Below are 23,791 nucleotides of genomic sequence, written 5' to 3' on the forward strand. Positions count from 1 at the left end.
CGCCAGCTAGATAAGGAAACTCGATGACTCGTCTTCGTGCCATCTGTACCGCCGTTGCTTTGGTCTGCGCCAGCGGCCAGGTTCTTGCCGACACCGCCAGCCATAACGCCAGTGCCGAGGCTTTCCTGACCATGGCGCACGCTGACAAACTGGGCACCCCGGTGTACATGCAAGTACAGCAGATGTTTGCCCAGCGTTTCGAACAGACCAAAGCCCCTGAGTCGAAAAAAGCCGTGCTGGAAACTTACCAGGCCAAGGCCAACGCCGCTCTGGACCAGGCCATTGGCTGGAACAAGCTCAAGCCGGACATGATCAAGCTCTACACCACCAACTTCACCGAGTCCGAGCTCAAGGACCTGGTTGCGTTCTACCAGTCGCCACTGGGCAAGAAAGTCCTGGAAAAAATGCCCCAGCTGACCCAGCAATCGGCCCAGATGACCCAGGCCAAGCTGGAAAGCGCGGTGCCGGTGGTCAACAAGCTGTTGGCTGACATGACCGCCGAGCTGACGCCGAAAGACGCGGCTGCGCCAGCCAAGAAAAAGCCTTGAGCGGAGTTCGGTATGACCATGCAACAACGCATCGAATCGACACTGGCCCTGCTTCAGCCCGAGCATCTGCAAGTGCTGGATGAGAGCCATATGCACAGCCGTGGGTTGCAGACCCATTTCAAGGCTGTGGTGGTCAGCGCGCAGTTCGAAGGCCTGAACCGGGTCAAGCGCCACCAGAAGGTCTACGGCACGCTCGGCGAGCTGATGGGCGAGTTCCATGCGTTGGCGCTGCATACTTACACGCCAGAGGAATGGGCACAGATCGACGCGGCCCCGGCCTCGCCGACCTGTGCCGGCGGCAGCAAGCATTAAGCTCAAAAGATCGCAGCCTGCGGCAGCTCCTACAGGAATACGCATTCCCATGTAGGAGCTGCCGCAGGCTGCGATCTTTTTTGTTAGAATGCCCAACGCGCCGCTAACCCGGCGCGTTTTTTTTCGCATCCGGTTCACCCCTTACGAGGGTAGCCACCTGGAGATTTACCCATGACACAACAGATTGTCGTGGCGGCACTGTATAAGTTCGTCACACTGGAAGATTACGTCGCCCTGCGCGAGCCCCTGCTGCAAGCGATGGTCGACAACGGCATCAAAGGCACGTTGCTGATTGCCGAAGAGGGTATCAACGGCACCGTGTCCGGCAGCCGCGAAGGCATCGACGGGCTGATGGCCTGGCTCAAGAACGACCCGCGAATGGACGACATCGATCACAAAGAGTCGTACTGCGACGATCAGCCGTTCTATCGCACCAAAGTCAAACTCAAGAAAGAAATCGTCACCCTCGGCGTGGAAGGCGTGGACCCGAACAAAAAGGTCGGCACCTACGTCGATCCGCAGGACTGGAACGCGCTGATCAGCGACCCCGAAGTGCTGTTGATCGACACCCGTAACGACTACGAAGTCTCGATCGGTACCTTCGAAGGCGCCATCGACCCGAAAACCACCAGTTTTCGCGAATTTCCCGATTACATCAAAGCCAACTTCGACCCGGCCGTGCACAAGAAGGTCGCGATGTTCTGCACCGGTGGCATCCGCTGCGAGAAGGCCTCGAGCTACATGCTCAGCGAGGGGTACGGTGAGGTCTTTCACCTCAAGGGCGGCATCCTCAAGTACCTCGAAGAGGTGCCGCAGGAAGAAACCAAGTGGCAGGGCGACTGCTTCGTGTTCGACAACCGCGTGACCGTTCGTCACGACCTCAGCGAAGGCGACTACGATCAATGTCATGCCTGCCGCACGCCGGTGAGCGTGGAAGACCGCGCGTCCGAGCATTACGTAGCCGGCATCAGCTGCCCGCATTGCTGGGATAAGCTGAGTGAGAAGACTCGTCGCAGTGCGATCGACCGGCAGAAGCAGATCGAGCTGGCCAAGGCTCGAAACCAGCCTCACCCGATCGGCTACAACTACAAGCAAGCATCCTCCGAGGCCTGAACCATGTCTGCGCGCCTGCTCTATGTGATGGACCCGATGTGTTCCTGGTGCTGGGGGTTTGCTCCGGTGGCCAATGCACTGGTCGAGCAGGCGCAAGCCGCAGGCGTGGACGTGCACCTGATTGTGGGCGGTCTGCGCACCGGCAGCGGTGCCGCGCTGGAGCCCAGTACCCGGCGCTATATCCTTGAGCACTGGCAGGCGGTCACCGAGGCCACCGGCCAGCCCTTCAAGCTTGACGGCGCGTTACCCGATGGCTTTGTCTACGACACCGAGCCTGCCTGTCGGGCACTGGTGACGGCGCGCACACTGGCGCCGGATTGTGCCTGGAAACTGCTCGGGCTGATTCAGCACGCATTTTATGCCGAAGGACGCGACGTCACCCGCGCCAGCGTTCTGGTGGAACTGGCCGAACAGGCCGGTCTGCCGCGCATCGAATTCGCCGCTGCGTTTGACCGCGCCGATATGCACACCGCGACGGCAGCTGATTTCACCTGGGTCCAGGACCTGGGCATTGCCGGTTTCCCCACCCTGCTGGCTGAGCGTAACGGCCAACTGGCGCTGTTGACCAACGGCTATCAGCCATTGAGCGAGTTGTCTGCGCTGCTCGGCCGCTGGCTGGAGCGTGCTGCCTGTGCATGACCTGCCCGATGATGTTGCACCCGCTAAACGTGTCGACCGTCTGAGCTGGGCGGAAATCCGCCGCCTGGCCCTGCATCACAAGAAATCCCTGTGGATCGCCAACGGCGTGGCCGTGCTGGCGACCTTGTGCAGCGTGCCGATTCCCTTGCTCCTGCCATTGCTGGTGGACGAGGTGTTGCTGGGGCACGGTGATGCAGCGCTGAAGGTCATGAACCTCGCGCTGCCCGACGGCTGGCAGAAAGCCGCGGGCTACATCGCACTGATGCTGCTGGTGACCCTGACCCTGCGCTGCGCGGCGTTGATGTTCAACGTAGTGCAGGCGAAATTGTTCGCCGGGCTGGCCAAGGACATCGTCTATCGCATTCGCATACGCCTGATCGAACGGCTCAAGCGTATCTCGCTGGGTGAATACGAAAGCCTGGGCAGCGGCTCGGTGACCACGCATCTGGTCACCGACCTGGACACCCTGGACAAATTCGTCGGTGAAACCCTCAGCCGTTTCCTCGTGGCCATGCTGACGCTGGTGGGCACCGCCTCCATCCTGATGTGGATGCACTGGAAACTCGCGCTGCTGATCCTGCTGTTCAACCCCCTGGTGATCTACGCCACGGTGCAATTGGGCAAGCGGGTCAAGCACCTGAAGAAACTCGAGAACGACAGCACTTCGCGCTTCACCCAGGCCTTGACCGAAACCCTGGATGCGATCCAGGAAGTTCGCGCCGGTAACCGCCAGGGGTTTTTCCTTGGTCGCTTGGGGCAGCGCGCCCGGGACGTGCGCGACTACGCGGTGAACTCACAATGGAAAACCGATGCGTCGAACCGCGCCAGCGGCTTGCTGTTCCAGTTCGGCATCGATATTTTCCGTGCCGCGGCGATGCTCACCGTACTGTTTTCCGACCTTTCAATCGGCCAGATGCTCGCGGTGTTCAGCTACCTGTGGTTCATGATCGGTCCGGTGGAACAACTGCTGAACCTGCAATATGCCTACTACGCAGCCGATGGTGCGCTGTCGCGGATCAACGAACTGCTGTCCCGTGACGATGAGCCCGAGTACTCAGGTGGAGTCGACCCGTTCAGTGGTCGCGAGACGGTCGGGTTGGAAGTACAGGGGTTGAGTTTCGGCTACGGTGATGAACTGGTCTTGAACCAGATGAACCTGTCCATCGCCCCCGGTGAAAAGGTCGCGATCGTCGGTGCCAGTGGTGGCGGCAAGAGCACGCTGGTTCAACTGCTGCTGGGCTTGTATACGCCGTTGGCCGGCACCATTCGCTTCGGTGGTTCAACCCAGCAAGAGATCGGCCTGGAAACCGTGCGGGAAAATGTCGCCGTGGTCTTGCAACATCCGGCGCTGTTCAACGACACCATCCGCGCCAACCTGACCATGGGCCGCGAACGCAGTGACGAGGCCTGCTGGCAGGCACTGGAAATCGCCCAGTTGCACGCTACGGTCCGGGATTTGCCCAATGGCCTGGACAGCATCGTCGGGCGCTCCGGCGTGCGTTTGTCCGGCGGGCAGCGCCAGCGCCTGGCCATCGCCCGGATGGTCTTGGCCGAGCCCAAGGTGGTGATCCTCGACGAAGCCACCTCCGCGCTCGATGCCGCCACCGAATACAACCTGCACCAGGCACTGGCGCGGTTCCTGAGCAACCGCACCACACTGATCATTGCCCACCGTCTTTCGGCGGTAAAACAAGCCGATCGTGTGCTGGTGTTCGACGGCGGGCAAATTGCCGAGGACGGCGACCACCAGCAACTGATCGCCGACGGTGGTTTATACGCCAAGCTGTATGGGCATTTGCAGCAGTTGTAGCAAGCTGCCAATTCAATACGATAAAAAAAACATGATCGCGACCGAATTCAGCGGCCGCGATGTTCCCCCCGGGCAAAGCTTGTCGCTTGCCGGGACCGGGATCGCACCCTAGTCTAGCTGTAGCGATTTTCGTCCGGACGACAATCGAGCAGCTCTAATGTAAGGGACCTCATGAATCAAAAGCGGACTCTCGGAACGCCACGGCTGTTGGGCATCGTCTGGCCATTTATCGCCGTTGTGGTGTTTCAGGCCCTCTTGGGCGGTGTCAGCCTTTATGTACTGTCGGCTGTTCGTGGTTATGTCGCCGGTGAGAGCCTGTGGTCCAAGGGCCAGAAAGACGCCATCTACTACCTCAATCTCTACGCCGACAACGGCGACGAAGCGATTTTTCATAAATACCAGAACGCCATTTCCGTGCCTCAGGGTGGGCATGAGTTGCGTGTGGCGCTGGATCATCGGCCGCCGAACATCGAGGCCGCACGTGTGGCGATCCTCAAGGGCGGCAACCATCCGGATGACATCACCAGTGTGATCTGGCTGTACCTGAATTTCCGGCACTTCAGTTACCACGAGAAAGCCATCGACCTTTGGATGGTGGGCGACGCGTATCTGGTGCAACTCGATGCCATTGCGCGGGAGATGCATCAGCGCATCACCACCAGACAGGCCACCGATGCCGATATCAAACGCTGGAAGGATCAGATATTCGTCATCAACGAAAGTGTGACACCGGCGGCGAAGGCCTTCAGCGATGCCTTGGGCGAAGGCTCGCGGATGATCCTGCGACTGTTGCTGGTGATCAACCTCGCCACCGCCCTGGGCTTGATTGCATTGGCCTTGATGCGTACCCATAAACTGCTCAAGCAGCGCCATGCCTTCGCCGATGCGCTGCAACTGGAGAAAGAACGGGCGCAGATCACTCTGCAATCGATTGGCGACGGCGTGATCACTACGGATGTTTCCGGTGCGATTGCCTACATGAATCCGGCGGCCGAGGCATTGACCCACTGGAAGGCCGAGCAGGCGACAGGGTTGCCGCTGGCGGCGCTGTTCAACCTGCTGGATGAAAATGCACAGACCGACGGTTTCACCCTGATCGAGCATATTCTGAGCGGCCAACTCAGTGGTGGCAGTGAGCACTCCAAGTTGATTCAACGCCTGGACGGCAGCACGGTGTCGGTCACGCTGGTGGGTGCTCCGATCCGCAATGCCGGCAAAGTCAGCGGAACGGTGCTGGTGCTGCATGACATGACCCAGGAGCGGCAATACATCGCCAATCTGTCGTGGCAGGCGACCCACGACGCCTTGACCGGGCTTGCCAACCGCCGCGAATTCGAATATCGCCTGGAACAGGCGCTGCACAACCTGACCCGCCATTCGGGTCGCCATGCCCTGATGTTCCTCGATCTGGATCAGTTCAAGCTGGTCAACGATACCTGCGGTCACGCGGCGGGCGACGAACTGTTGCGGCATATCTGTGCCTTGTTGCAATCCGGGTTGCGCGAAGGCGATACCCTGGCGCGCCTTGGCGGCGACGAGTTCGGTATCCTGCTGGAAAACTGCGCACCGGAAGCGGCGGAGAAAATTGCCGAGAGCCTGCGTCAGACTGTGCAGAATCTGCATTTTGTCTGGAAGGGCCGGCCTTTCGTGACCACTGTCAGTATCGGGCTGGTTCATGTTGCACAGAATCCGACGACGCTCGAAGCCTCGCTGCGTGCTGCCGACATGGCGTGCTACATGGCTAAGGAAAAGGGCCGGAACCGGGTCCAGGTCTATCATCCGGATGACTCGGAATTGTCCCTGCGCTTCGGCGAAATGGCCTGGGTGCAGCGTTTGCACATGGCGCTGGAGGAGGATCGCTTCTGCCTGTATGCCCAGGAAATTGCACCCTTGGGTCATGTCGAACAGGGCGGCGGGCACATTGAGATTCTGCTGCGATTGCATGACGAAGCCGGGCGGATGATCTTGCCCAACAGCTTCATTCCGGCAGCTGAACGCTATGGCCTGATGAGTTCGCTGGATCGTTGGGTTGTGCAGAACGTGTTCAAGATCATTGCCCTATGCCGGGCCGAGCCACACCGTGGGCCGCTGGCCATGTGTGCGATCAATCTGTCAGGCACGACCATCGGGGATGAGGCGTTCCTGGACTTCCTGCGCGAACAGTTTGTGACGTATTCGATTCCGCCTGAAATGATTTGTTTTGAAATTACTGAGACCAGTGCTATTTCAAATCTTGGCAGCGCCATTCGATTCATTAATGAACTCAAAGGCTTAGGATGCTATTTTTCACTGGATGATTTTTGTGCCGGAATGTCCTCATTCGCGTACCTGAAACATTTGCCTGTAGACTTCCTGAAGATCGATGGGAGTTTCGTAAAGGATATGCTGGACGACCCGATTAACCGCGCCATGGTCGAAGTGATCAATCACATCGGTCATGTCATGGGTAAGCGCACGATTGCCGAGTTTGTCGAAACGCCCCAGATCGAGCAGGCATTGCTGGAGATCGGGGTGGATTACGCTCAAGGGTATGTGATTGAACGCCCGCATTTGTTTACCTTTGATAGCCTGTTAAGACGTCCCGCCAGGCCTCGGCCGCTGTTGTTCAAGGCCCCTGGCACGTTCCGTTGAAACTCCTGCCGGTCTTACAATCACAATCAAAAGGAGCTCGACAGTGATCGACACATTCAACCGAACCGGACCGCTCATGGAAGCTGCAAGTTACCCCGCCTGGGCCCAGCGCCTGATCCAGGATTGCAGCGAGAGCAAGCGCCGGGTTGTCGAACACGAACTGTATCAACGCATGCGAGACAACAAACTCAGTGCAAAGACCATGCGCCAATACCTGATCGGTGGCTGGCCTGTGGTCGAACAGTTCGCGTTGTATATGGCACAAAACCTCACCAAGACACGCTTTGCCCGCCATCCCGGCGAAGACATGGCCCGTCGCTGGCTGATGCGTAATATCCGCGTCGAATTGAACCACGCCGATTACTGGGTGCACTGGAGCCGCGCGCACGGCGTCAGCCTGGAAGACCTGCAGGCACAGCAGGTTGCACCGGAGCTTCACGCCTTGAGCCATTGGTGCTGGCACACCAGTTCAGCCGACTCGCTGATCGTTGCGATTGCCGCTACCAACTACGCCATCGAAGGGGCGACCGGGGAATGGTCGGCGATCGTTTGTTCCAGCGGTATCTACGCCGCCTCGTTCCCAGAGGAAGATCGCAAGCGGGCGATGAAGTGGCTGAAGATGCATGCCCAGTACGACGATGCCCATCCATGGGAAGCCCTGGAAATCATCTGCACATTGGCGGGCACCAACCCGAGCAAATCCCTGCAGGTGGAGTTGCGCCAGGCTGTGTGCAAGAGCTACGACTACATGTACCTGTTTCTCGAGTGTTGCATGCAGTTGGAGCACGCAGAAAGAGCGCCAGTCGCGCGTGAGCGGATGGCACTGGCTGAAGGCTGATTCAATCGCTGCTTGAAAAAACTGTGGGAGCGAGCTGTGGCGAGGGGGCTTGCCCCCGTTTGAGTGCGCAGCACTCACAAGATCTTCGAAACATCGGACATTTTGGGGCTGCTTCGCAGCCCAACGGGGCGGTGCGGCGTTCCGACAAGCCCCCTCGCCACAGTTCGCTCCCACATTGGTTTGTGTCGTGACTGAAAAATCAGCCCGCCATCTTCAGCCGGTTACGACCTTCGCGCTTGGCTACATACAATGCGCTGTCTGCCCGTCGCAACAGGCTTTCGGCAGACTCTCCGGGTAACAGTGTCGAACAGCCGAGGCTGACTGTCAGCATGATCATATGACTATCGGCCAGGTACTCTTGCGACTGCACGGCGAGCCGCAGTCGTTCCCCGACCATGGCCGCGGCCTCGCGGGTGGTGTTCGACAGCAGGATCAGGAACTCTTCACCGCCATAGCGAAACACCATGTCCACGTTGCGCAGCTGGTTTTTGATCGAGGCAGCGACCGCCTTGAGCACATCATCGCCTGTGCTGTGGCCGTGGGTATCATTGACTTGCTTGAAATGATCGATGTCCAGCATCAGCACCGATAACGGTTGCAGATGACGCCGGGATAGCTCGATTTCCCTTTGCAGCGTTTGGTCCATGGCGATGCGGTTCCCGGTGCCCGTCAGCGGGTCGCGCAGTGCGCATTGGGTGGCGGTACGGTAAAGCAGCGCGTTGCGCATCGGGAAAAGCAGCGCGGCCAGCAGTGATTCGAGATTGCCCTGTTCCTGTTCACTGAAGCGCTGATTGCGGCGGAAAATCAGCTCACCCAGGTGTTCGCCTTCGTGGCTGAGGCTGTAACTGATGGAATGGTGGCCGCGTTGGCCGAACTCCAGACGCAAGTCACTGCTCTTGTGCAAGTAGCACAAAGCGTCCAGTGGCACCAATCGCTGAATCTCGCGATAGAACGTCCCAAGAATGCGTTGCGGTTCCAGACTGGTTTGCAGCTGCAGGCTCAGTTGCTGGCGCAATTGCGCAAGACTGACAGGCCTTGTCAGAGGAGGCGGCTGCTGACCAAAGCCCAGGCGCTGCAATTTGGCGCTATCGAAGTCAATTGCGTTGGTCTGGGAAGGTGGTTTCATAAGGCGTGCGCCCCTAAGCGGTAAGGCTGTCTTACAAGCAGGGTGAGAGCGGCTTAGGCTGCGCGTCGTACTGGTCCGTCAGTCCCGTAGGACATTTCGTACAAGTTTAATCTGCTTTGTAGAAGATAAGTAATCGCTGCACTCAAGCTTCGTCCCGTCTGCTTTCACGTTTCGTATCTGAGCAAACTTAGAGCGAAAGTCGTGCCATTCGGTTCATCTGAATAAAAACTGTGTTAAATCAAAGACTTGTTGTTTGTCTGTTGCCTGTGTAGCGCAGCGTGTGACGTTTGTTTGACAGGTGCCTGGCTCGAGTCCGGGAGCCTTCGAGTGCCGTGACAGTAAGCTGGCGCGGCACTTAAAAGCGACGTACGGTCGCTACTGGGCGTTGAACGCCTGGCCGTTGATACCGGTGCTGTCCGGGCCCATCAGGTAAAGGTAGACCGGCATGATCTCCTCGGGCGTCGGGTTGTTCAGCGGATTTTCGCCCGGGTAAGCCTGGGCGCGCATGCTGGTGCGGGTAGCGCCCGGGTTGATGCTGTTGGAGCGTACCGGGGCCACGGTATCGACTTCGTCGGCCAGGGTTTGCATCAGGCCTTCAGTGGCGAATTTTGAGACGCCGTAAGCGCCCCAGTACGCACGTCCCTTGCGGCCGACGCTGCTGGACGTGAACACCACCGAAGCATCTTGCGACAGCTTGAGCAGCGGCAGCAGAGTGCTGGTGAGCATGAACATGGCATTGACGTTGACTTGCATGACCCGCATGAAGTTTTCGCCTGACAACTGCTCGATCGGCGTGCGCGGGCCGATGATCGAAGCATTGTGCAGCAGGCCGTCGAGATGCCCGAATTCGCTTTCGATCATCGCCGCCAGCTCATCGTATTGATGGGGCAGGGCGGTTTCGAGGTTGAAGGGGATGACTGCCGGTTGTGGATGGCCGGCGGCTTCGATTTCGTCGTAGACCTGGGTCAGGTTGGCTTCGGTCTTGCCCAGCAGCAGCACGGTTGCGCCGTGGGCCGCGTAGGTTTTTGCCGCTGCGGCGCCAATACCGCGTCCTGCGCCGGTGACCAGAATGACCCGATCCTTGAGCAGTTCGGGGCGGGAGGAATAATCAAACATAAATAACCTCAATCCATAACAAAGCTGGAAAAGATCGCAGCCTGCGGCAGCTCCTACGCCGATCGCGGTCCCCTGTAGGAGCTGCCGCAGGCTGCGATCTCTTGACTTTAATCAGCAGCTGCAAAGCGCACTATCGAGCACCTTGCGCAACTCCAGCGGATGATCGACCACCACATCTGCACCCCAATGCCGCGGGTTGTCATCCGGGTGGATATAGCCGAAGGTCACCGCAGCAGTCTTGGTACCGGCATCGCGGCCCGATTCGATGTCGCGCAAGTCATCACCTACGAACAGCACGCTGGCAGGGTCCAGGTCGAGCATCTTGCAGGCCAGAATCAGCGGCTCGGGATCCGGTTTGCTGTTTTTCACGTGATCGGGGCAGATCAGCAGTGCCGAACGCTCGGCCAACCCCAGCTGTTGCATGATCCGCTCGGCGAATCGCAGTGGCTTGTTGGTGACCACGCCCCAGAGCAGGTTGGCTTTCTCGATGTCGGCGAGCAATTGAGCCATGCCGTCGAACAGCTTGCTATGAACGGCGCAACCCACGAGGTAGCGCTCCAGGAACTCCAGGCGCAACGCTTCGAACCCCGGCGATTCCGGGTCCATGGCGAAGGTCACTGCGACCATTGCGCGGGCGCCGCCGGAAATCTCGTCGCGGATGTGCTTGACGTTCATCGGCGGCAAGCCGCGGTCGGCACGCATCGCCTGACAGATCGCAATGAAGTCCGGCGCGGTGTCGAGCAGGGTGCCGTCCATGTCGAAAAGAACTGCTCTGATTGGCATCGGCTTACTCCTCGCGCAGGGTCTGGATCATGTAGTTGACGTCCACGTCAGCCGCCAGTTTGTAGTGCTTGGTCAGCGGGTTGTAGGTCAGGCCGATGATGTCCTTGACGGTCAGGCCGGCCATGCGGCTCCAGGCGCCGAGTTCGGACGGGCGGATGAATTTCTTGAAGTCGTGGGTGCCGCGCGGCAACAACTTCATGATGTATTCGGCGCCGACGATGGCGAACAGATACGCTTTCGGGTTGCGGTTGATGGTGGAGAAGAACACCTGGCCGCCGGGCTTGACCATGCGGAAGCAGGCGCGGATGACCGACGACGGATCCGGCACGTGCTCAAGCATTTCCAGGCAGGTGACCACGTCGAACTGCTCGGGCATTTCCTCGGCCAGGGCTTCGGCGGTGATCTGCCGGTATTCGACGTTGACGCCCGACTCCAGCTGATGCAATTGCGCGACCGCCAACGGCGCTTCACCCATGTCGATACCCATCACGGTCGCGCCGCGCTGAGCCATGGCTTCGCTGAGGATGCCGCCGCCGCAACCGACGTCGAGGACCTTCTTGCCGGCCAGGTTGACGCGTTCGTCGATCCAGTTGACCCGCAGCGGGTTGATATCGTGCAGCGGTTTGAATTCGCTTTCGCGGTCCCACCAGCGATGGGCCAGGGCCTCGAATTTGGCGATTTCGGCGTAGTCGACGTTGCTCATGGTCTAGTCCTCTAAAACTTGAAAAATCCTGTTGCCCCGGATTGTGCTCCAGGGTGCTTACGATTCGGTACGGCCGCTGATGCGCTGGCCCCAGGCCTTTGCGACAGTGCCAAGCTGTTGTTCATCCAGGCGTGTCAGGCGACGGTCGTCGAGCAACTGCTTGCCGGCAACCCAAAGGTGTTTCACGCAGTCTCGGCCGGTGGCGTATATAAGCTGCGAAACCGGGTCGTAGACCGGTTGCTGGGCCAGGCCGGAGAGGTCGAACGCGACCATGTCCGCGGCTTTGCCGATTTCCAGTGAGCCGGTTTCGGCCTCGATGCCCAGTGCCCGGGCACCGTTGAGGGTGGCCATGCGCAAGGCACGATGGGCATCCAGCGCGGTCGCCGAGCCGGCGACAGCCTTGGCCAGCAAGGCCGCGGTGCGGGTTTCGCCGAGCAGGTCCAGGTCATTGTTGCTGGCTGCGCCATCGGTGCCGACCGCGACATTGACCCCGGCCTGCCACAAACGCTCGACCGGGCAGAACCCGCTGGCCAGCTTCAGGTTCGACTCCGGGCAATGAATCACACTGCTGTTGCTTTCTACCAGCAGCGCCAGGTCTTCCTCGCTGATCTGGGTCATGTGAACCGCCTGGAAGCGCGGCCCCAGCAAACCCAGGCGCGCCAGTCGGGCCAGCGGTCGTTCACCGTGCTGCTCGACCGATTGCTGCACTTCAAACGCGGTTTCATGCACGTGCATGTGGATCGAGGCGTCCAGTTCTTCGGCAATCACCCGGATTTTTTCCAGGCTTTCATCGCCCACGGTGTAGGGTGCATGGGGGCCGAAGGTGATTTTGATGCGCTCGTGGTGCTTGAGATCGCCAAACAGTTCAACGCCCTGACGAATGGCTTCGTCCGCCGTGGCGGCCCCCGGAATCGGGAAATCAAGGATCGGAATCGCGATCTGCGCGCGAATGCCGCTGTTGTGCACGCGCTCGCTGGCAACCTTCGGGAAGAAGTACATGTCAGAGAAACAGGTGATGCCGCCTTTGATTTGCTCGGCGATGGCAAGGTCGGTGCCGTCGCGCACGAAATCTTCATCGACCCATTTGGCCTCGGCGGGCCAGATATGGTTTTCCAGCCAGGTCATCAATGGCAGGTCATCGGCCAGGCCACGGAAAAGCGTCATCGCCGCGTGCCCGTGGGCATTGATCAGGCCGGGGCTGAGCAACATGTCGGGCAATTCACGGATTTCGGTTGCGTTAAGCTTCAGTGCGGCAGAACGTGGGCCGATAAACACGATGCGTCCATCACGGATGCCCACGCCATGTTCCTTGAGGACAACACCAGCGGGTTCGACGGGTACCAGCCAGGTCGGCAGCAATAACAAGTCGAGCGCAGCGGCAGTGTTCGGCATCGAGGGTGGGTTCCTGTGCTTTTGTATAGGATGGCGAAGTATACCCGAGCGTCTTCGCGGGGGGATCGCTATAATCGGCGGCTTTTGTTCATGAGTGCGGGGTGAGGGATGCGCGATCGACTGTTGGCTGCGGAAAAGGTAAAGGCCATCGATTGGCGTGATGGCGCTCTCCATCTGCTGGATCAGCGTATTTTGCCGTTCGAGGAAACCTGGATTGCCTACACCAGTGCGGCCGGTGTGGCTGAGGCCATTCGCTCGATGGTGGTGCGTGGCGCGCCGGCCATCGGCATTAGCGCAGCTTATGGCATCGTGCTCGCGGCCCGGGCCCGGATTGCCGAAGGCGGCGACTGGTACGCTGCGCTGGAAGAGGATTTCATGCTGTTGGCCGATTCCCGTCCTACCGCCGTCAACCTGTTCTGGGCGCTGGGTCGCATGCATGATCGGCTTGATCGCCTGAAAGACAATGCCGATCCGCTGGCGGCGCTGGAGGCCGAGGCCATCGCCATTCACGAAAGTGATCGTGAAGCCAACCTGACCATGGCGCAACTGGGTGTCGACCTGATCCGCAAGCATCAGGGCAACGCCCAGGCGATCCTGACCCACTGCAACACCGGAGCGCTGGCCACGGGCGGCTTTGGCACGGCGCTGGGGGTGATTCGTGCGGCATTCATCGAGGGTATGGTCGAGCAGGTCTATGTCGACGAAACCCGCCCTTGGCTGCAGGGCTCGCGGCTGACCGCGTGGGAACTGGCCAATGAAGGCATTCCCGTGACCCTCAATGTCGATTCCGCCGCGGCGCATATCATGAAGACCAAAGGCCCTACCTGGGTCATCGTCGGCGCTGACCGGATCACCGCCAATGGCGACGTGGCCAACAAGATCGGCACCTATCAACTGGCCGTCAACGCCATGCACCACGGCGTGCGCTTCATGGTGGTGGCGCCGAGTTCGACCATCGACATGAACCTGGCCAGTGGCGATGACATCCCGATTGAAGAGCGTGATGGTCGCGAGTTGCTGGAGGTTGGCGGCAAGCGCGTCGGGGCCGACGTCCATGCCTTTAACCCGGTATTCGACGTGACGCCGGCGGACCTGATCGATGCGATCGTCACCGAAAAAGGCATCGTCGAGCGCCCGGATACGGCGAAAATGGCGCAGTTGATGTGCCGCAAGCGTCTGCATTAAGTCATTCGGGTTGCACGAAATCCCTGTAGGAGCTGCCGAAGGCTGCGATCTTTTGATCTTCCCGGCATAAGTCGGTAACGGTCCCGAAAAGATCGCAGCCTTCGGCAACTCCTACAGGTCGGTGTTTACAAGTGAAAAATACGGTTGAATGCCGGTTGATCACACCTCTAAGCCCCTCTCGTCCCCTTCAAGCCTGTCACCGGTCAACTAACTACTCTCCATGCGCATCTGGGGGATAGGTGCGTGGCGGCTCTTGTGATAACATCCGGCGGTTTCCAGGGTTGCCCGAAGTGGCGACCCGTACTGCGCAGATCCATGGCATAACTCGTTGATTTGTCGTAAGTCGGTGCATGGCACTCAGTCTGCATCGGCGAGCTTCGTTCGTCCCATATGGATGTGACGAGGTTTCACCAGAAAAAGGAATCAGGCTTCTCATGGGCGAACTGGCCAAAGAAATCCTCCCGGTCAATATCGAAGACGAGCTGAAGCAGTCCTACCTCGACTACGCGATGAGCGTAATTGTCGGGCGGGCACTGCCGGATGCGCGCGATGGCTTGAAGCCCGTGCACCGGCGCGTGCTGTTCGCGATGAGCGAGCTGGGCAACGACTTCAACAAGCCGTACAAGAAATCTGCCCGTGTTGTCGGTGACGTGATCGGTAAGTATCACCCGCACGGTGATACCGCGGTGTACGACACCATCGTTCGGATGGCGCAGCCATTCTCCCTGCGCTACCTGCTGGTAGACGGCCAGGGCAACTTCGGTTCGGTGGACGGCGACAACGCCGCGGCCATGCGATACACCGAAGTGCGCATGACCAAGCTGGCGCACGAGCTGCTGGCCGACCTGCATAAAGAAACCGTGGACTGGGTGCCGAACTACGACGGCACCGAAATGATCCCGGCGGTCATGCCGACCCGTATTCCCAACCTGCTGGTCAACGGCTCCAGCGGTATCGCCGTGGGCATGGCGACCAACATCCCGCCGCACAACCTCGGTGAAGTCATCGACGGTTGCCTGGCGCTCATCGACAATCCAGAGCTGACTGTCGACGAGCTGATGCAATACATTCCCGGTCCGGACTTCCCGACCGCTGCGATCATCAACGGTCGCGCCGGCATCATCGAAGCCTACCGCACCGGTCGCGGGCGCATTTACATGCGCGCCCGCTCGATGATCGAAGACATCGACAAGGTCGGTGGTCGCCAGCAGATCGTCATCACCGAACTCCCTTACCAGCTGAACAAGGCCCGTCTGATCGAGAAGATCGCCGAGCTGGTCAAAGAGAAGAAGCTTGAAGGCATCACCGAGCTGCGCGATGAGTCCGACAAGGATGGTATGCGCGTGGTGATCGAGCTGCGTCGCGGCGAAGTGCCAGAGGTCATCCTCAACAACCTCTACGCCCAGACCCAGCTACAAGCGGTGTTCGGTATCAACATCGTCGCGCTGATCGACGGCCGTCCGCGGATCCTGAACCTCAAGGATCTGCTGGAAGCCTTCGTCCGTCACCGTCGCGAAGTGGTTACCCGTCGTACTGTGTTCGAACTGCGCAAGGCGCGCGAGCGTGGTCACATCCTTGAAGGTCAAGCGGTTGCCCTGTCGAACATCGACCCGGTCATCGCCCTGATCAAGGCGTCGCCAACGCCGTCGGAAGCCAAGGAAGCGCTGATCAGCACCCCTTGGGAATCCTCGGCCGTGGTGGCGATGGTCGAGCGTGCCGGTGCCGATTCGTGCCGTCCGGAAAACCTCGATCCGCAATACGGCCTGCGTGACGGCAAGTACTTCCTGTCGCCAGAACAGGCGCAAGCCATTCTGGAACTGCGTCTGCACCGTCTGACCGGTCTGGAACACGAAAAACTGCTGGCCGAGTATCAAGAGATCCTCAATCAGATCGGCGAGCTGATCCGCATCCTCAACAGCGCCACGCGCCTGATGGAAGTGATCCGCGAAGAGCTGGAAGTGATTCGCGCCGAGTACGGTGACGTACGTCGTACCGAAATCCTCGACGCCCGTCTCGACCTGACCCTGGGTGACATGATCCCGGAAGAAGAGCGTGTCGTGACGATTTCCCACGGTGGCTACGCCAAGACCCAGCCGCTGGCTGCGTACCAGGCCCAGCGTCGTGGCGGCAAAGGCAAGTCGGCGACCGGCGTCAAGGATGAGGACTACATCGCTCACCTGCTGGTTGCCAACAGCCACACCACGCTGTTGCTGTTCTCCAGCAAGGGCAAGGTGTACTGGCTGAAAACCTACGAAATCCCTGAAGCGTCCCGCGCTGCCCGTGGTCGTCCGCTGGTCAATCTGCTGCCGCTGGACAGTGATGAATACATCACCACCATGCTGCCCGTCGAGGAATACACCGAAGGCCATTTCATCTTCATGGCGACTGCCAAAGGCACCGTGAAGAAGACCCCGCTGGAATCCTTCAGCCGTCAACGCAGCGTCGGCCTGATCGCGTTGGAACTGGATGAAGGCGACGTATTGATCTCCGCCGCCATCACCGATGGCGAGCGTGAAGTCATGCTGTTCTCCGACGGTGGCAAGGTCACTCGCTTCAAGGAAACCGACGTTCGCGCCATGGGCCGTACCGCCCGCGGTGTGCGCGGCATGCGTCTGCCGGAAGGCCAGAAGCTGATTTCCATGCTGATCCCGGAAGAAGGCAGTCAGATCCTCACCGCTTCGGCGCGTGGCTACGGCAAGCGCACGGCGATCACCGAGTTCCCTGAGTACAAGCGTGGCGGTCAGGGCGTTATCGCCATGGTCAGCAACGAGCGTAACGGCCGTCTGGTCGGCGCAGTGCAGGTGCTCGACGGCGAGGAAATCATGCTGATTTCCGACCAGGGCACTCTGGTGCGCACCCGTGTCGACGAAGTCTCCAGCCTGGGTCGTAACACCCAGGGCGTGACCCTGATCAAACTGGCCAACGATGAAACGCTGGTCGGTCTGGAGCGGGTTCAGGAGCCGTCGGAAGTCGAGGGCGAAGAGCTGGAAGGTGAAGAGGGTGAAGGGTTTGTCGGTGAAGTCGTGATCGACGACGTTGCCGAAGACCAGCAACTCGACGCCGCCGCTGACGAAGAACCACAGGAATAAGCGGGTAAGCAGGGGGCGGATGAAAATTCGCCCCCTTGTTGTTTGTCCCCGTTGAAAATATCGACACCCCTGTAGGAGCGAACTTGCTCGCGAAGGTCATTAACGATAACGCGGGGCGTCTGGTGCACCCTTGCGCTCTCAAGTTTTTCGCGAGCAAGCTCGCTCCTACAGTGTTTGATTTATTGCGTGATACCACCAAATCAGAGCGAGATTGGATGTGAGCAAGAGAGCCTATAACTTCTGTGCCGGTCCTGCGGCGCTTCCCGAAGCTGTCCTGCAGCGCGCCCAGGGTGAACTCCTCGACTGGCACGGCAAGGGCCTGTCGGTCATGGAAATGAGCCATCGCAGTGATGAGTTCGTGTCCATTGCCACCAAGGCCGAGCAGGATCTGCGTGATCTGCTGAATATCCCCTCGAACTATAAAGTGCTGTTTCTGCAGGGTGGTGCCAGCCAGCAATTTGCTCAGATTCCTCTGAACCTGTTGCCGGAAAACGGCTCTGCCGACTATATCGACACCGGTATCTGGTCGCAGAAAGCCATCGAAGAAGCTTCGCGCTACGGCCACGTCAATGTTGCCGGCACCGCCAAGCCTTACGACTATTTCGCCATTCCCGGCCAGAACGAGTGGAAACTGTCGAAAGACGCAGCCTACGTCCACTACGCGCCGAACGAAACCATCGGCGGCCTGGAATTCCAATGGATTCCGGAAACCGGTGATGTACCGCTGGTCGCCGACATGTCTTCGGACATCCTGTCGCGTCCGGTGGATGTTTCACGTTTCGGCATGATCTACGCCGGCGCCCAGAAAAACATCGGTCCGAGCGGTATCGTCGTCAACATCGTTCGCGAAGACCTGCTGGGCCACGCCCGTTCCCTGTGCCCGACTATGCTCAACTACAAGGTCGCGGCCGATAACGGTTCGATGTACAACACCCCGCCGACCCTGGCCTGGTACCTGTCCGGCCTGGTGTTCGAGTGGCTGAAAGAGCAGGGCGGCGTCGAGGCCATCGGCAAGCTCAACGAAGTCAAGCAGCGCACGCTGTACAGCTTCATCGATGCCAGCGGCCTGTACAGCAACCCGATCAACAAGTCGGACCGCTCGTGGATGAACGTGCCGTTCCGCCTGGCGGATGATCGTCTGGACAAGCCGTTCCTGACGGGTGCCGACGAGCGTGGCCTGTTGAACCTCAAGGGGCACCGTTCCGTGGGTGGCATGCGCGCCTCCATCTATAACGCCGTCGACATCAACGCCGTCAACGCGCTGGTTTCGTACATGGCAGAGTTCGAGAAGGAACACGGCTAATGTCTGAGCAAGAACTCAAGGCACTGCGCCTGCGCATTGATGCCCTGGACGAAAAGGTCCTGGAGCTGATCAGTGAGCGTGCGCGCTGCGCCCAGGAAGTCGCGCGAGTAAAGATGGCCTCGCTGGCCGAAGGCGAAGTGCCGGTGTTCTATCGTCCTGAGCGCGAAGCTCAGGTGCTCAAGCGTGTCATGGAGCGTAACCAGGGGCCGCTGGGCAACGAAGAGATGGCGCGGTTGTTCCGTGAAATCATGTCTTCGTGCCTGGCGCTCGAGCAGCCGCTGAAAGTAGCTTACCTCGGCCCTGAGGGCACCTTCACCCAGGCAGCGGCCATGAAGCACTTCGGTCATGCGGTGATCAGCAAGCCGATGGCGGCGATCGACGAAGTGTTCCGTGAAGTGGCGGCCGGTGCAGTGAACTTCGGCGTGGTGCCGGTGGAAAACTCCACCGAAGGCGCGGTTAATCACACCCTCGACAGCTTCCTTGAACACGACATGGTGATCTGCGGCGAAGTCGAACTGCGTATCCACCATCACCTGTTGGTCGGTGAAAACACCAAGACCGACAGCATCAGCCGTATCTACTCCCACGCCCAGTCACTGGCCCAGTGCCGCAAGTGGCTGGACGCCCACTACCCGAATGTCGAGCGCGTGGCGGTGTCGAGCAACGCCGAAGCGGCCAAGCGGGTCAAGGGTGAGTGGAACTCGGCGGCGATTGCCGGCGACATGGCGGCCGGCCTGTACGGGCTGACGCGATTGGCCGAGAAGATCGAGGATCGCCCGGATAACTCCACGCGCTTCCTGATGATCGGTAATCAGGAAGTGCCTCCGACCGGCGACGACAAGACCTCGATCATCGTTTCCATGAGCAACAAACCGGGTGCGCTGCACGAGTTGCTGGTGCCGTTCCACGACAATGGCATCGACCTGACGCGAATCGAGACTCGTCCGTCGCGCAGCGGCAAGTGGACCTACGTGTTCTTCATCGATTTCGTTGGCCACCACCGCGACCCGCTGGTCAAAAGTGTGCTGGAAAAGATCAGTCAGGAAGCGGTGGCACTCAAAGTGCTGGGTTCCTACCCGAAAGCAGTTCTCTAAGGGGCGGTAGCAAATGAGTGGCAATTTCCTTGCTCTGGCGCAGCCGGGCGTGCAAGAACTTTCGCCTTACGTTCCGGGCAAGCCCGTGGACGAACTGGCTCGTGAGCTCAATCTCGATCCAGCCAGCATCGTCAAACTGGCAAGCAACGAAAACCCGCTGGGCGCCGGCCCCAAGGCGCTGGCGGCCATCCGCGATGCGCTGGTCGAGCTGACCCGCTATCCGGACGGCAACGGTTTTGCGCTCAAGACCCTGCTGGCCGAGCAGTGCCGTGTCGAGCTCAATCAAGTGACGCTGGGTAATGGCTCCAACGACATTCTTGAGCTGGTGGCGCGCGCCTATCTGGCACCGGGCCTGAATGCCGTATTCAGCGAGCATGCGTTCGCTGTCTACCCGATTGCCACTCAGGCGGTCGGCGCGCAGGCCAAGGTGGTTCCAGCCAAGGATTGGGGGCATGACCTGCCCGCCATGCTGGCGGCGATCGATGCCAATACCCGTGTGGTCTTCATCGCCAACCCTAACAACCCGACCGGGACCTGGTTCGACGCCGAGGCGCTGGACGAATTCCTGCAGGATGTTCCGGAGCATGTGCTGGTGGTGCTGGACGAGGCCTACATCGAGTACGCCGAAGGCAGCGATCTGCCGGACGGCCTGGACTTCCTGGCGGCTTATCCGAACCTGCTGGTTTCCCGCACCTTCTCCAAGGCCTATGGCCTGGCGGCGCTGCGCGTAGGTTATGGCTTGTCCACGGCGGTGGTCGCGGACGTGCTGAACCGTGTACGCCAGCCGTTCAACGTCAACAGCCTGGCGCTGGCCGCGGCCTGTGCGGCGTTGAAGGATGAAGAGTATCTGGCGCAAAGCCGTCAGTTGAACGAGTCCGGCATGCAGCAACTGGAAGCCGGTTTCCGTGAGCTGGGGCTGAGCTGGATTGCGTCCAAGGGCAATTTCATTTGCGTCGATCTCGGTCAGGTCGCGGCCCCGGTGTTCCAGGGCTTGCTTCGTGAAGGCGTGATCGTGCGTCCGGTAGCGAACTACGGCATGCCGAATCACCTGCGCGTCACCATTGGTCTGCCGGCAGAGAACAGCCGCTTCCTTGAGGCGCTGACCAAGGTTCTGGCTCGTGGTTGATGTCACTGCGCTGCAATCTGCTGAACCTATGATCGGTCGCCTGGTGGTGGTCGGTCTTGGGTTGATTGGTGGTTCGTTTGCCAAGGGTTTGCGTGAGAGCGGCATATGCCGTGAAGTGGTCGGGGTCGATCTCGATCCGCAATCGCGCAAACTCGCGGTCGAATTGGGTGTGGTGGATCGCTGTGAGGAAGACCTGGGCATTGCTTGTCAGGGTGCCGACGTCATTCAGCTGGCGGTGCCGATCCTGGCCATGGAAAAAGTGCTCGCGCGTTTGGCGAGCATGGATCTGGGGCAAGCGATCCTGACCGATGTCGGCAGCGCCAAGGGCAATGTGGTGCGTGCGGCAACCGAGGCGTTCGGCGGCATGCCGGTGCGGTTCGTGCCGGGTCATCCGATTGCCGGTTCCGAGCAGAGCGGCGTGGAAGCCTCCAATGCCGAGCTGTTTCGTCGCCACAAAGTGATCCTCACACCGCTGGCGCAAACCGATCCGGCAGCCCTGTCGGTAGTCGACCGTTTGTGGCGCGAATTAGGCGCCGATGTCGAGCACATGCAGGTCGAACGTCACGACGAAGTCTTGGCGGCGACCAGTCATCTGCCGCACTTGCTGGCGTTCGGCTTGGTCGATTCGTTGGCCAAGCGCAATGAAAATCTTGAGATCTTCCGTTACGCTGCGGGCGGTTTCCGCGATTTCACAAGAATCGCCGGAAGCGACCCGGTCATGTGGCACGACATCTTCCTCGCCAACCGCGAAGCTGTCCTGCGCACACTCGATACATTTCGCAGCGACCTCGACGCCTTGCGCGACGCGGTCGATGCAGGGGATGGGCACCAATTGTTGGGCGTTTTCACTCGCGCCCGGGTTGCCCGCGAGCATTTCAGTAAAATCCTGGCCCGCAGGGCCTATGTGGACGCTATGAATTCCAACGATCTGATTTTCCTGGCTCAACCTGGTGGCCGCCTGTCCGGTCGGATTCGCGTACCAGGTGACAAATCGATTTCCCACCGTTCGATCATGCTCGGTTCCCTGGCTGAAGGCGTCACCGAAGTCGAAGGTTTCCTCGAGGGTGAAGATGCCCTGGCAACCTTGCAGGCATTCCGTGACATGGGCGTCGTCATCGAAGGTCCGCACCACGGTCGCGTGACCATTCACGGTGTTGGCCTGCATGGCCTGAAGCCGGCACCGGGCCCGATCTATCTGGGCAACTCCGGTACTTCGATGCGTCTGCTGTCCGGTCTGCTGGCTGCGCAGAACTTCGACAGCACCCTGACCGGCGACGCTTCGCTGTCCAAGCGCCCGATGAATCGCGTGGCCAATCCGCTGCGTGAAATGGGCGCCGTGATCGAAACCGCCGCGGAAGGTCGTCCGCCGATGACCATTCGTGGTGGCAACAAGCTCAAGGGCCTGACCTACACCATGCCGATGGCCAGTGCCCAGGTTAAGTCCTGCCTGCTGTTGGCCGGCCTGTATGCCGAAGGCAAGACCACGGTTACCGAGCCTGCTCCGACCCGGGACCATACCGAGCGCATGCTGCGCGGTTTCGGCTATCCGGTAACGGTCAACGGTGCTACCGCATCGGTCGAGTCTGGCAGCAAACTGACCGCGACCCACATTGAAGTCCCGGGTGATATCTCTTCCTCGGCATTTTTCCTGGTGGCGGCCTCGATCGCCGAAGGTTCGGAGCTGGTGCTCGAACACGTCGGCATCAACCCGACCCGTACCGGAGTGATCGACATCCTGCGCCTGATGGGCGCCGACATCACCCTGGAAAACCAGCGTGAAGTGGGTGGCGAACCGGTGGCTGACTTACGCGTGCGTGCAGCTAAACTCAAAGGTATCGAGATTCCCGAAGCGCTGGTTCCGCTGGCGATCGACGAGTTCCCGGTGCTGTTCGTCGCTGCTGCCTGTGCCGAAGGGCGCACCGTGTTGCGTGGCGCCGAAGAGCTGCGGGTCAAGGAATCGGATCGCATCCAGGTCATGGCCGATGGTCTACTGGCGCTGGGCGTCAAGTGCGAACCAACCCCGGATGGCATCATCATCGACGGCGGTCAGATCGGCGGCGGTGAAGTGCACGGCCATGGCGATCACCGTATCGCCATGGCGTTCAGCGTTGCTTCGCTACGCGCCAGTGCCCCGATCCGCATTCATGATTGCGCCAACGTCGCGACGTCGTTCCCGAATTTCCTGGCGCTGTGCGCACAGGTCGGTATTCGCGTGGCACAAGAGGCACAGTCGTGATCAGCATTGCACCGGTCATCACCATTGATGGGCCAAGCGGTTCGGGCAAGGGCACGGTCGCCGGGATTCTGGCCAAGCGCCTGGGCTGGAACCTGCTGGACTCCGGTGCGTTGTACCGATTGCTGGCCTTCGCCGCGCATAACCATGGTGTCGACCTGACCAACGAAGAGCTGCTGAAGAAACTCGCCGCTCATCTGGATGTGCAGTTCATCGCGGCGACGGACGGTCAGTTGCAACGCATCATTCTGGAAGGTGATGAAGTCAGCGATGTCATTCGCACCGAAAGCGTCGGTTCCGGCGCATCCCAGGTGGCTGCGCTGCCCGCTGTACGCGAGGCGCTGCTGCAGCGCCAGCGAGCTTTTCAGGAAGCGCCGGGTCTTGTGGCGGATGGTCGCGACATGGGTACCGTGGTTTTTCCTGACGCGCCGCTGAAGATTTTTCTGACCGCCAGCGCCGAGGAGCGGGCACGCCGTCGATATTTGCAGTTGAAGGGCAAAGTCGAGGGTGTTAGTCTGTCGAGTCTGCTAGATGAGATACGTGCGCGCGATGAGCGTGACACCCAGCGAGCGGTAGCCCCGCTCAAACCGGCGGCTGACGCCATACAGCTGGATTCCACGGAATTATCCATCGACCAGGTGCTGGAACGCATCATGAGCGAGATCGCCATTCGCGATATCGCCGGGTGACCAAGAAGGCCGCAGGGGACCAGTCATAGTCCTGCGGTGGCTTCTTTTAAATGAAACTAAC

Annotated in this window: 19 protein-coding genes and 1 pseudogene; 15 read left to right on the top strand and 5 right to left on the bottom strand. The window is 59.9% G+C overall.

What is annotated here, in order from left to right; translation table 11 throughout:
* Positions 1-23 precede the first annotated feature (23 nt).
* From KW849_RS03210 to KW849_RS03240, 7 genes are all read left to right on the top strand, one after another.
* Positions 24-548 (top strand): DUF2059 domain-containing protein, encoded by a 525-nt coding sequence (locus tag KW849_RS03210; RefSeq protein ID WP_108215400.1) that lies wholly within the window; start codon positions 24-26, stop codon positions 546-548.
* Between the two features lie 12 nt (positions 549-560).
* Positions 561-860, top strand: coding sequence for a BolA family transcriptional regulator (locus tag KW849_RS03215; RefSeq protein WP_218427580.1), 300 nt, complete (start codon positions 561-563; stop codon positions 858-860).
* Positions 861-1,031: 171 nt separating this feature from the next.
* Complete coding sequence (locus KW849_RS03220) at positions 1,032-1,973, top strand: rhodanese-related sulfurtransferase (protein WP_115947235.1); 942 nt, start codon at positions 1,032-1,034, stop codon at positions 1,971-1,973.
* A 36-nt stretch (positions 1,974-2,009) separates the two neighbouring features.
* Positions 2,010-2,612, top strand: a complete 603-nt coding sequence (locus KW849_RS03225) for a DsbA family protein (protein ID WP_218427883.1) — start codon at positions 2,010-2,012, stop codon at positions 2,610-2,612.
* The gene (locus tag KW849_RS03230) at positions 2,605-4,422 is read left to right on the top strand and encodes an ABC transporter ATP-binding protein (protein WP_218427582.1); all 1,818 of its coding nucleotides are present in this window, start codon (positions 2,605-2,607) and stop codon (positions 4,420-4,422) included. Before KW849_RS03225 ends, KW849_RS03230 begins: the two co-directional genes overlap by 8 nt.
* Positions 4,423-4,593: 171 nt before the next feature.
* The gene (locus tag KW849_RS03235; RefSeq protein ID WP_218427584.1) at positions 4,594-7,053 is read left to right on the top strand and encodes an EAL domain-containing protein; all 2,460 of its coding nucleotides are present in this window, start codon (positions 4,594-4,596) and stop codon (positions 7,051-7,053) included.
* Between the two features lie 76 nt (positions 7,054-7,129).
* Positions 7,130-7,891: a TenA family transcriptional regulator gene (locus tag KW849_RS03240; RefSeq protein ID WP_256357024.1), complete on the top strand. Its 762-nt coding sequence runs from the start codon at positions 7,130-7,132 to the stop codon at positions 7,889-7,891.
* 199 nt (positions 7,892-8,090) lie between these two features.
* On the opposite strand, the gene KW849_RS03245 is transcribed toward KW849_RS03240, so the two are convergent.
* From KW849_RS03245 to KW849_RS03265, 5 genes are all read right to left on the bottom strand, one after another.
* On the bottom strand, positions 8,091-9,017 hold the full coding sequence (locus tag KW849_RS03245; protein WP_218427589.1) for a GGDEF domain-containing protein: 927 nt from the start codon (positions 9,015-9,017) through the stop codon (positions 8,091-8,093).
* A gap of 375 nt (positions 9,018-9,392) precedes the next feature.
* Positions 9,393-10,133 carry a YciK family oxidoreductase gene (locus KW849_RS03250; protein WP_218427591.1) on the bottom strand — a complete coding sequence of 247 codons (741 nt, stop codon included), beginning with the start codon at positions 10,131-10,133 and terminating at the stop codon, positions 9,393-9,395.
* A 111-nt stretch (positions 10,134-10,244) separates the two neighbouring features.
* Positions 10,245-10,916, bottom strand: coding sequence for an N-acetylmuramic acid 6-phosphate phosphatase MupP (mupP, locus tag KW849_RS03255; protein WP_218427593.1), 672 nt, complete (start codon positions 10,914-10,916; stop codon positions 10,245-10,247).
* Positions 10,917-10,920: 4 nt separating this feature from the next.
* Positions 10,921-11,619, bottom strand: a complete 699-nt coding sequence (gene ubiG / locus KW849_RS03260) for a bifunctional 2-polyprenyl-6-hydroxyphenol methylase/3-demethylubiquinol 3-O-methyltransferase UbiG (protein WP_007985381.1) — start codon at positions 11,617-11,619, stop codon at positions 10,921-10,923.
* 57 nt (positions 11,620-11,676) lie between these two features.
* Positions 11,677-13,011, bottom strand: coding sequence for a TRZ/ATZ family hydrolase (locus KW849_RS03265; protein WP_218427595.1), 1,335 nt, complete (start codon positions 13,009-13,011; stop codon positions 11,677-11,679).
* Between the two features lie 108 nt (positions 13,012-13,119).
* Here KW849_RS03265 and mtnA point away from each other — a divergent pair, with 108 nt between their 5' ends.
* The 8 genes and pseudogenes from mtnA to cmk all read left to right on the top strand — a co-directional run bounded on the left by mtnA (position 13,120) and on the right by cmk (position 23,730).
* Positions 13,120-14,196 (top strand): S-methyl-5-thioribose-1-phosphate isomerase, encoded by a 1,077-nt coding sequence (mtnA, locus tag KW849_RS03270; protein WP_218427598.1) that lies wholly within the window; start codon positions 13,120-13,122, stop codon positions 14,194-14,196.
* Between the two features lie 434 nt (positions 14,197-14,630).
* On the top strand, positions 14,631-17,285 hold the full coding sequence (gyrA, locus tag KW849_RS03275) for a DNA gyrase subunit A (RefSeq protein WP_218427600.1): 2,655 nt from the start codon (positions 14,631-14,633) through the stop codon (positions 17,283-17,285).
* Between the two features lie 59 nt (positions 17,286-17,344).
* Positions 17,345-17,470, top strand: a pseudogene (locus KW849_RS31215) (outer membrane lipoprotein carrier protein LolA); the annotation flags it as partial.
* 32 nt (positions 17,471-17,502) lie between these two features.
* A complete protein-coding gene (gene serC / locus KW849_RS03280) occupies positions 17,503-18,588 on the top strand; it encodes a 3-phosphoserine/phosphohydroxythreonine transaminase (protein WP_218427603.1) in 1,086 nt (361 codons plus the stop codon).
* Positions 18,588-19,682: a prephenate dehydratase gene (gene pheA, locus KW849_RS03285; protein ID WP_218427606.1), complete on the top strand. Its 1,095-nt coding sequence runs from the start codon at positions 18,588-18,590 to the stop codon at positions 19,680-19,682. Before serC ends, pheA begins: the two co-directional genes overlap by 1 nt.
* Before the next feature lie 13 nt (positions 19,683-19,695).
* A complete protein-coding gene (gene hisC / locus KW849_RS03290; protein ID WP_218427608.1) occupies positions 19,696-20,808 on the top strand; it encodes a histidinol-phosphate transaminase in 1,113 nt (370 codons plus the stop codon).
* Positions 20,809-20,836: 28 nt separating this feature from the next.
* A complete protein-coding gene (locus tag KW849_RS03295) occupies positions 20,837-23,044 on the top strand; it encodes a bifunctional prephenate dehydrogenase/3-phosphoshikimate 1-carboxyvinyltransferase (RefSeq protein ID WP_256357066.1) in 2,208 nt (735 codons plus the stop codon).
* Positions 23,041-23,730 carry a (d)CMP kinase gene (gene cmk, locus KW849_RS03300; protein ID WP_008049002.1) on the top strand — a complete coding sequence of 230 codons (690 nt, stop codon included), beginning with the start codon at positions 23,041-23,043 and terminating at the stop codon, positions 23,728-23,730. Before KW849_RS03295 ends, cmk begins: the two co-directional genes overlap by 4 nt.
* Positions 23,731-23,791: the final 61 nt, after the last annotated feature.

It is taken from the genome of Pseudomonas sp. PDM26, assembly GCF_019219185.1.
In the GTDB taxonomy this organism is placed as follows: Bacteria; Pseudomonadota; Gammaproteobacteria; order Pseudomonadales; family Pseudomonadaceae; genus Aquipseudomonas.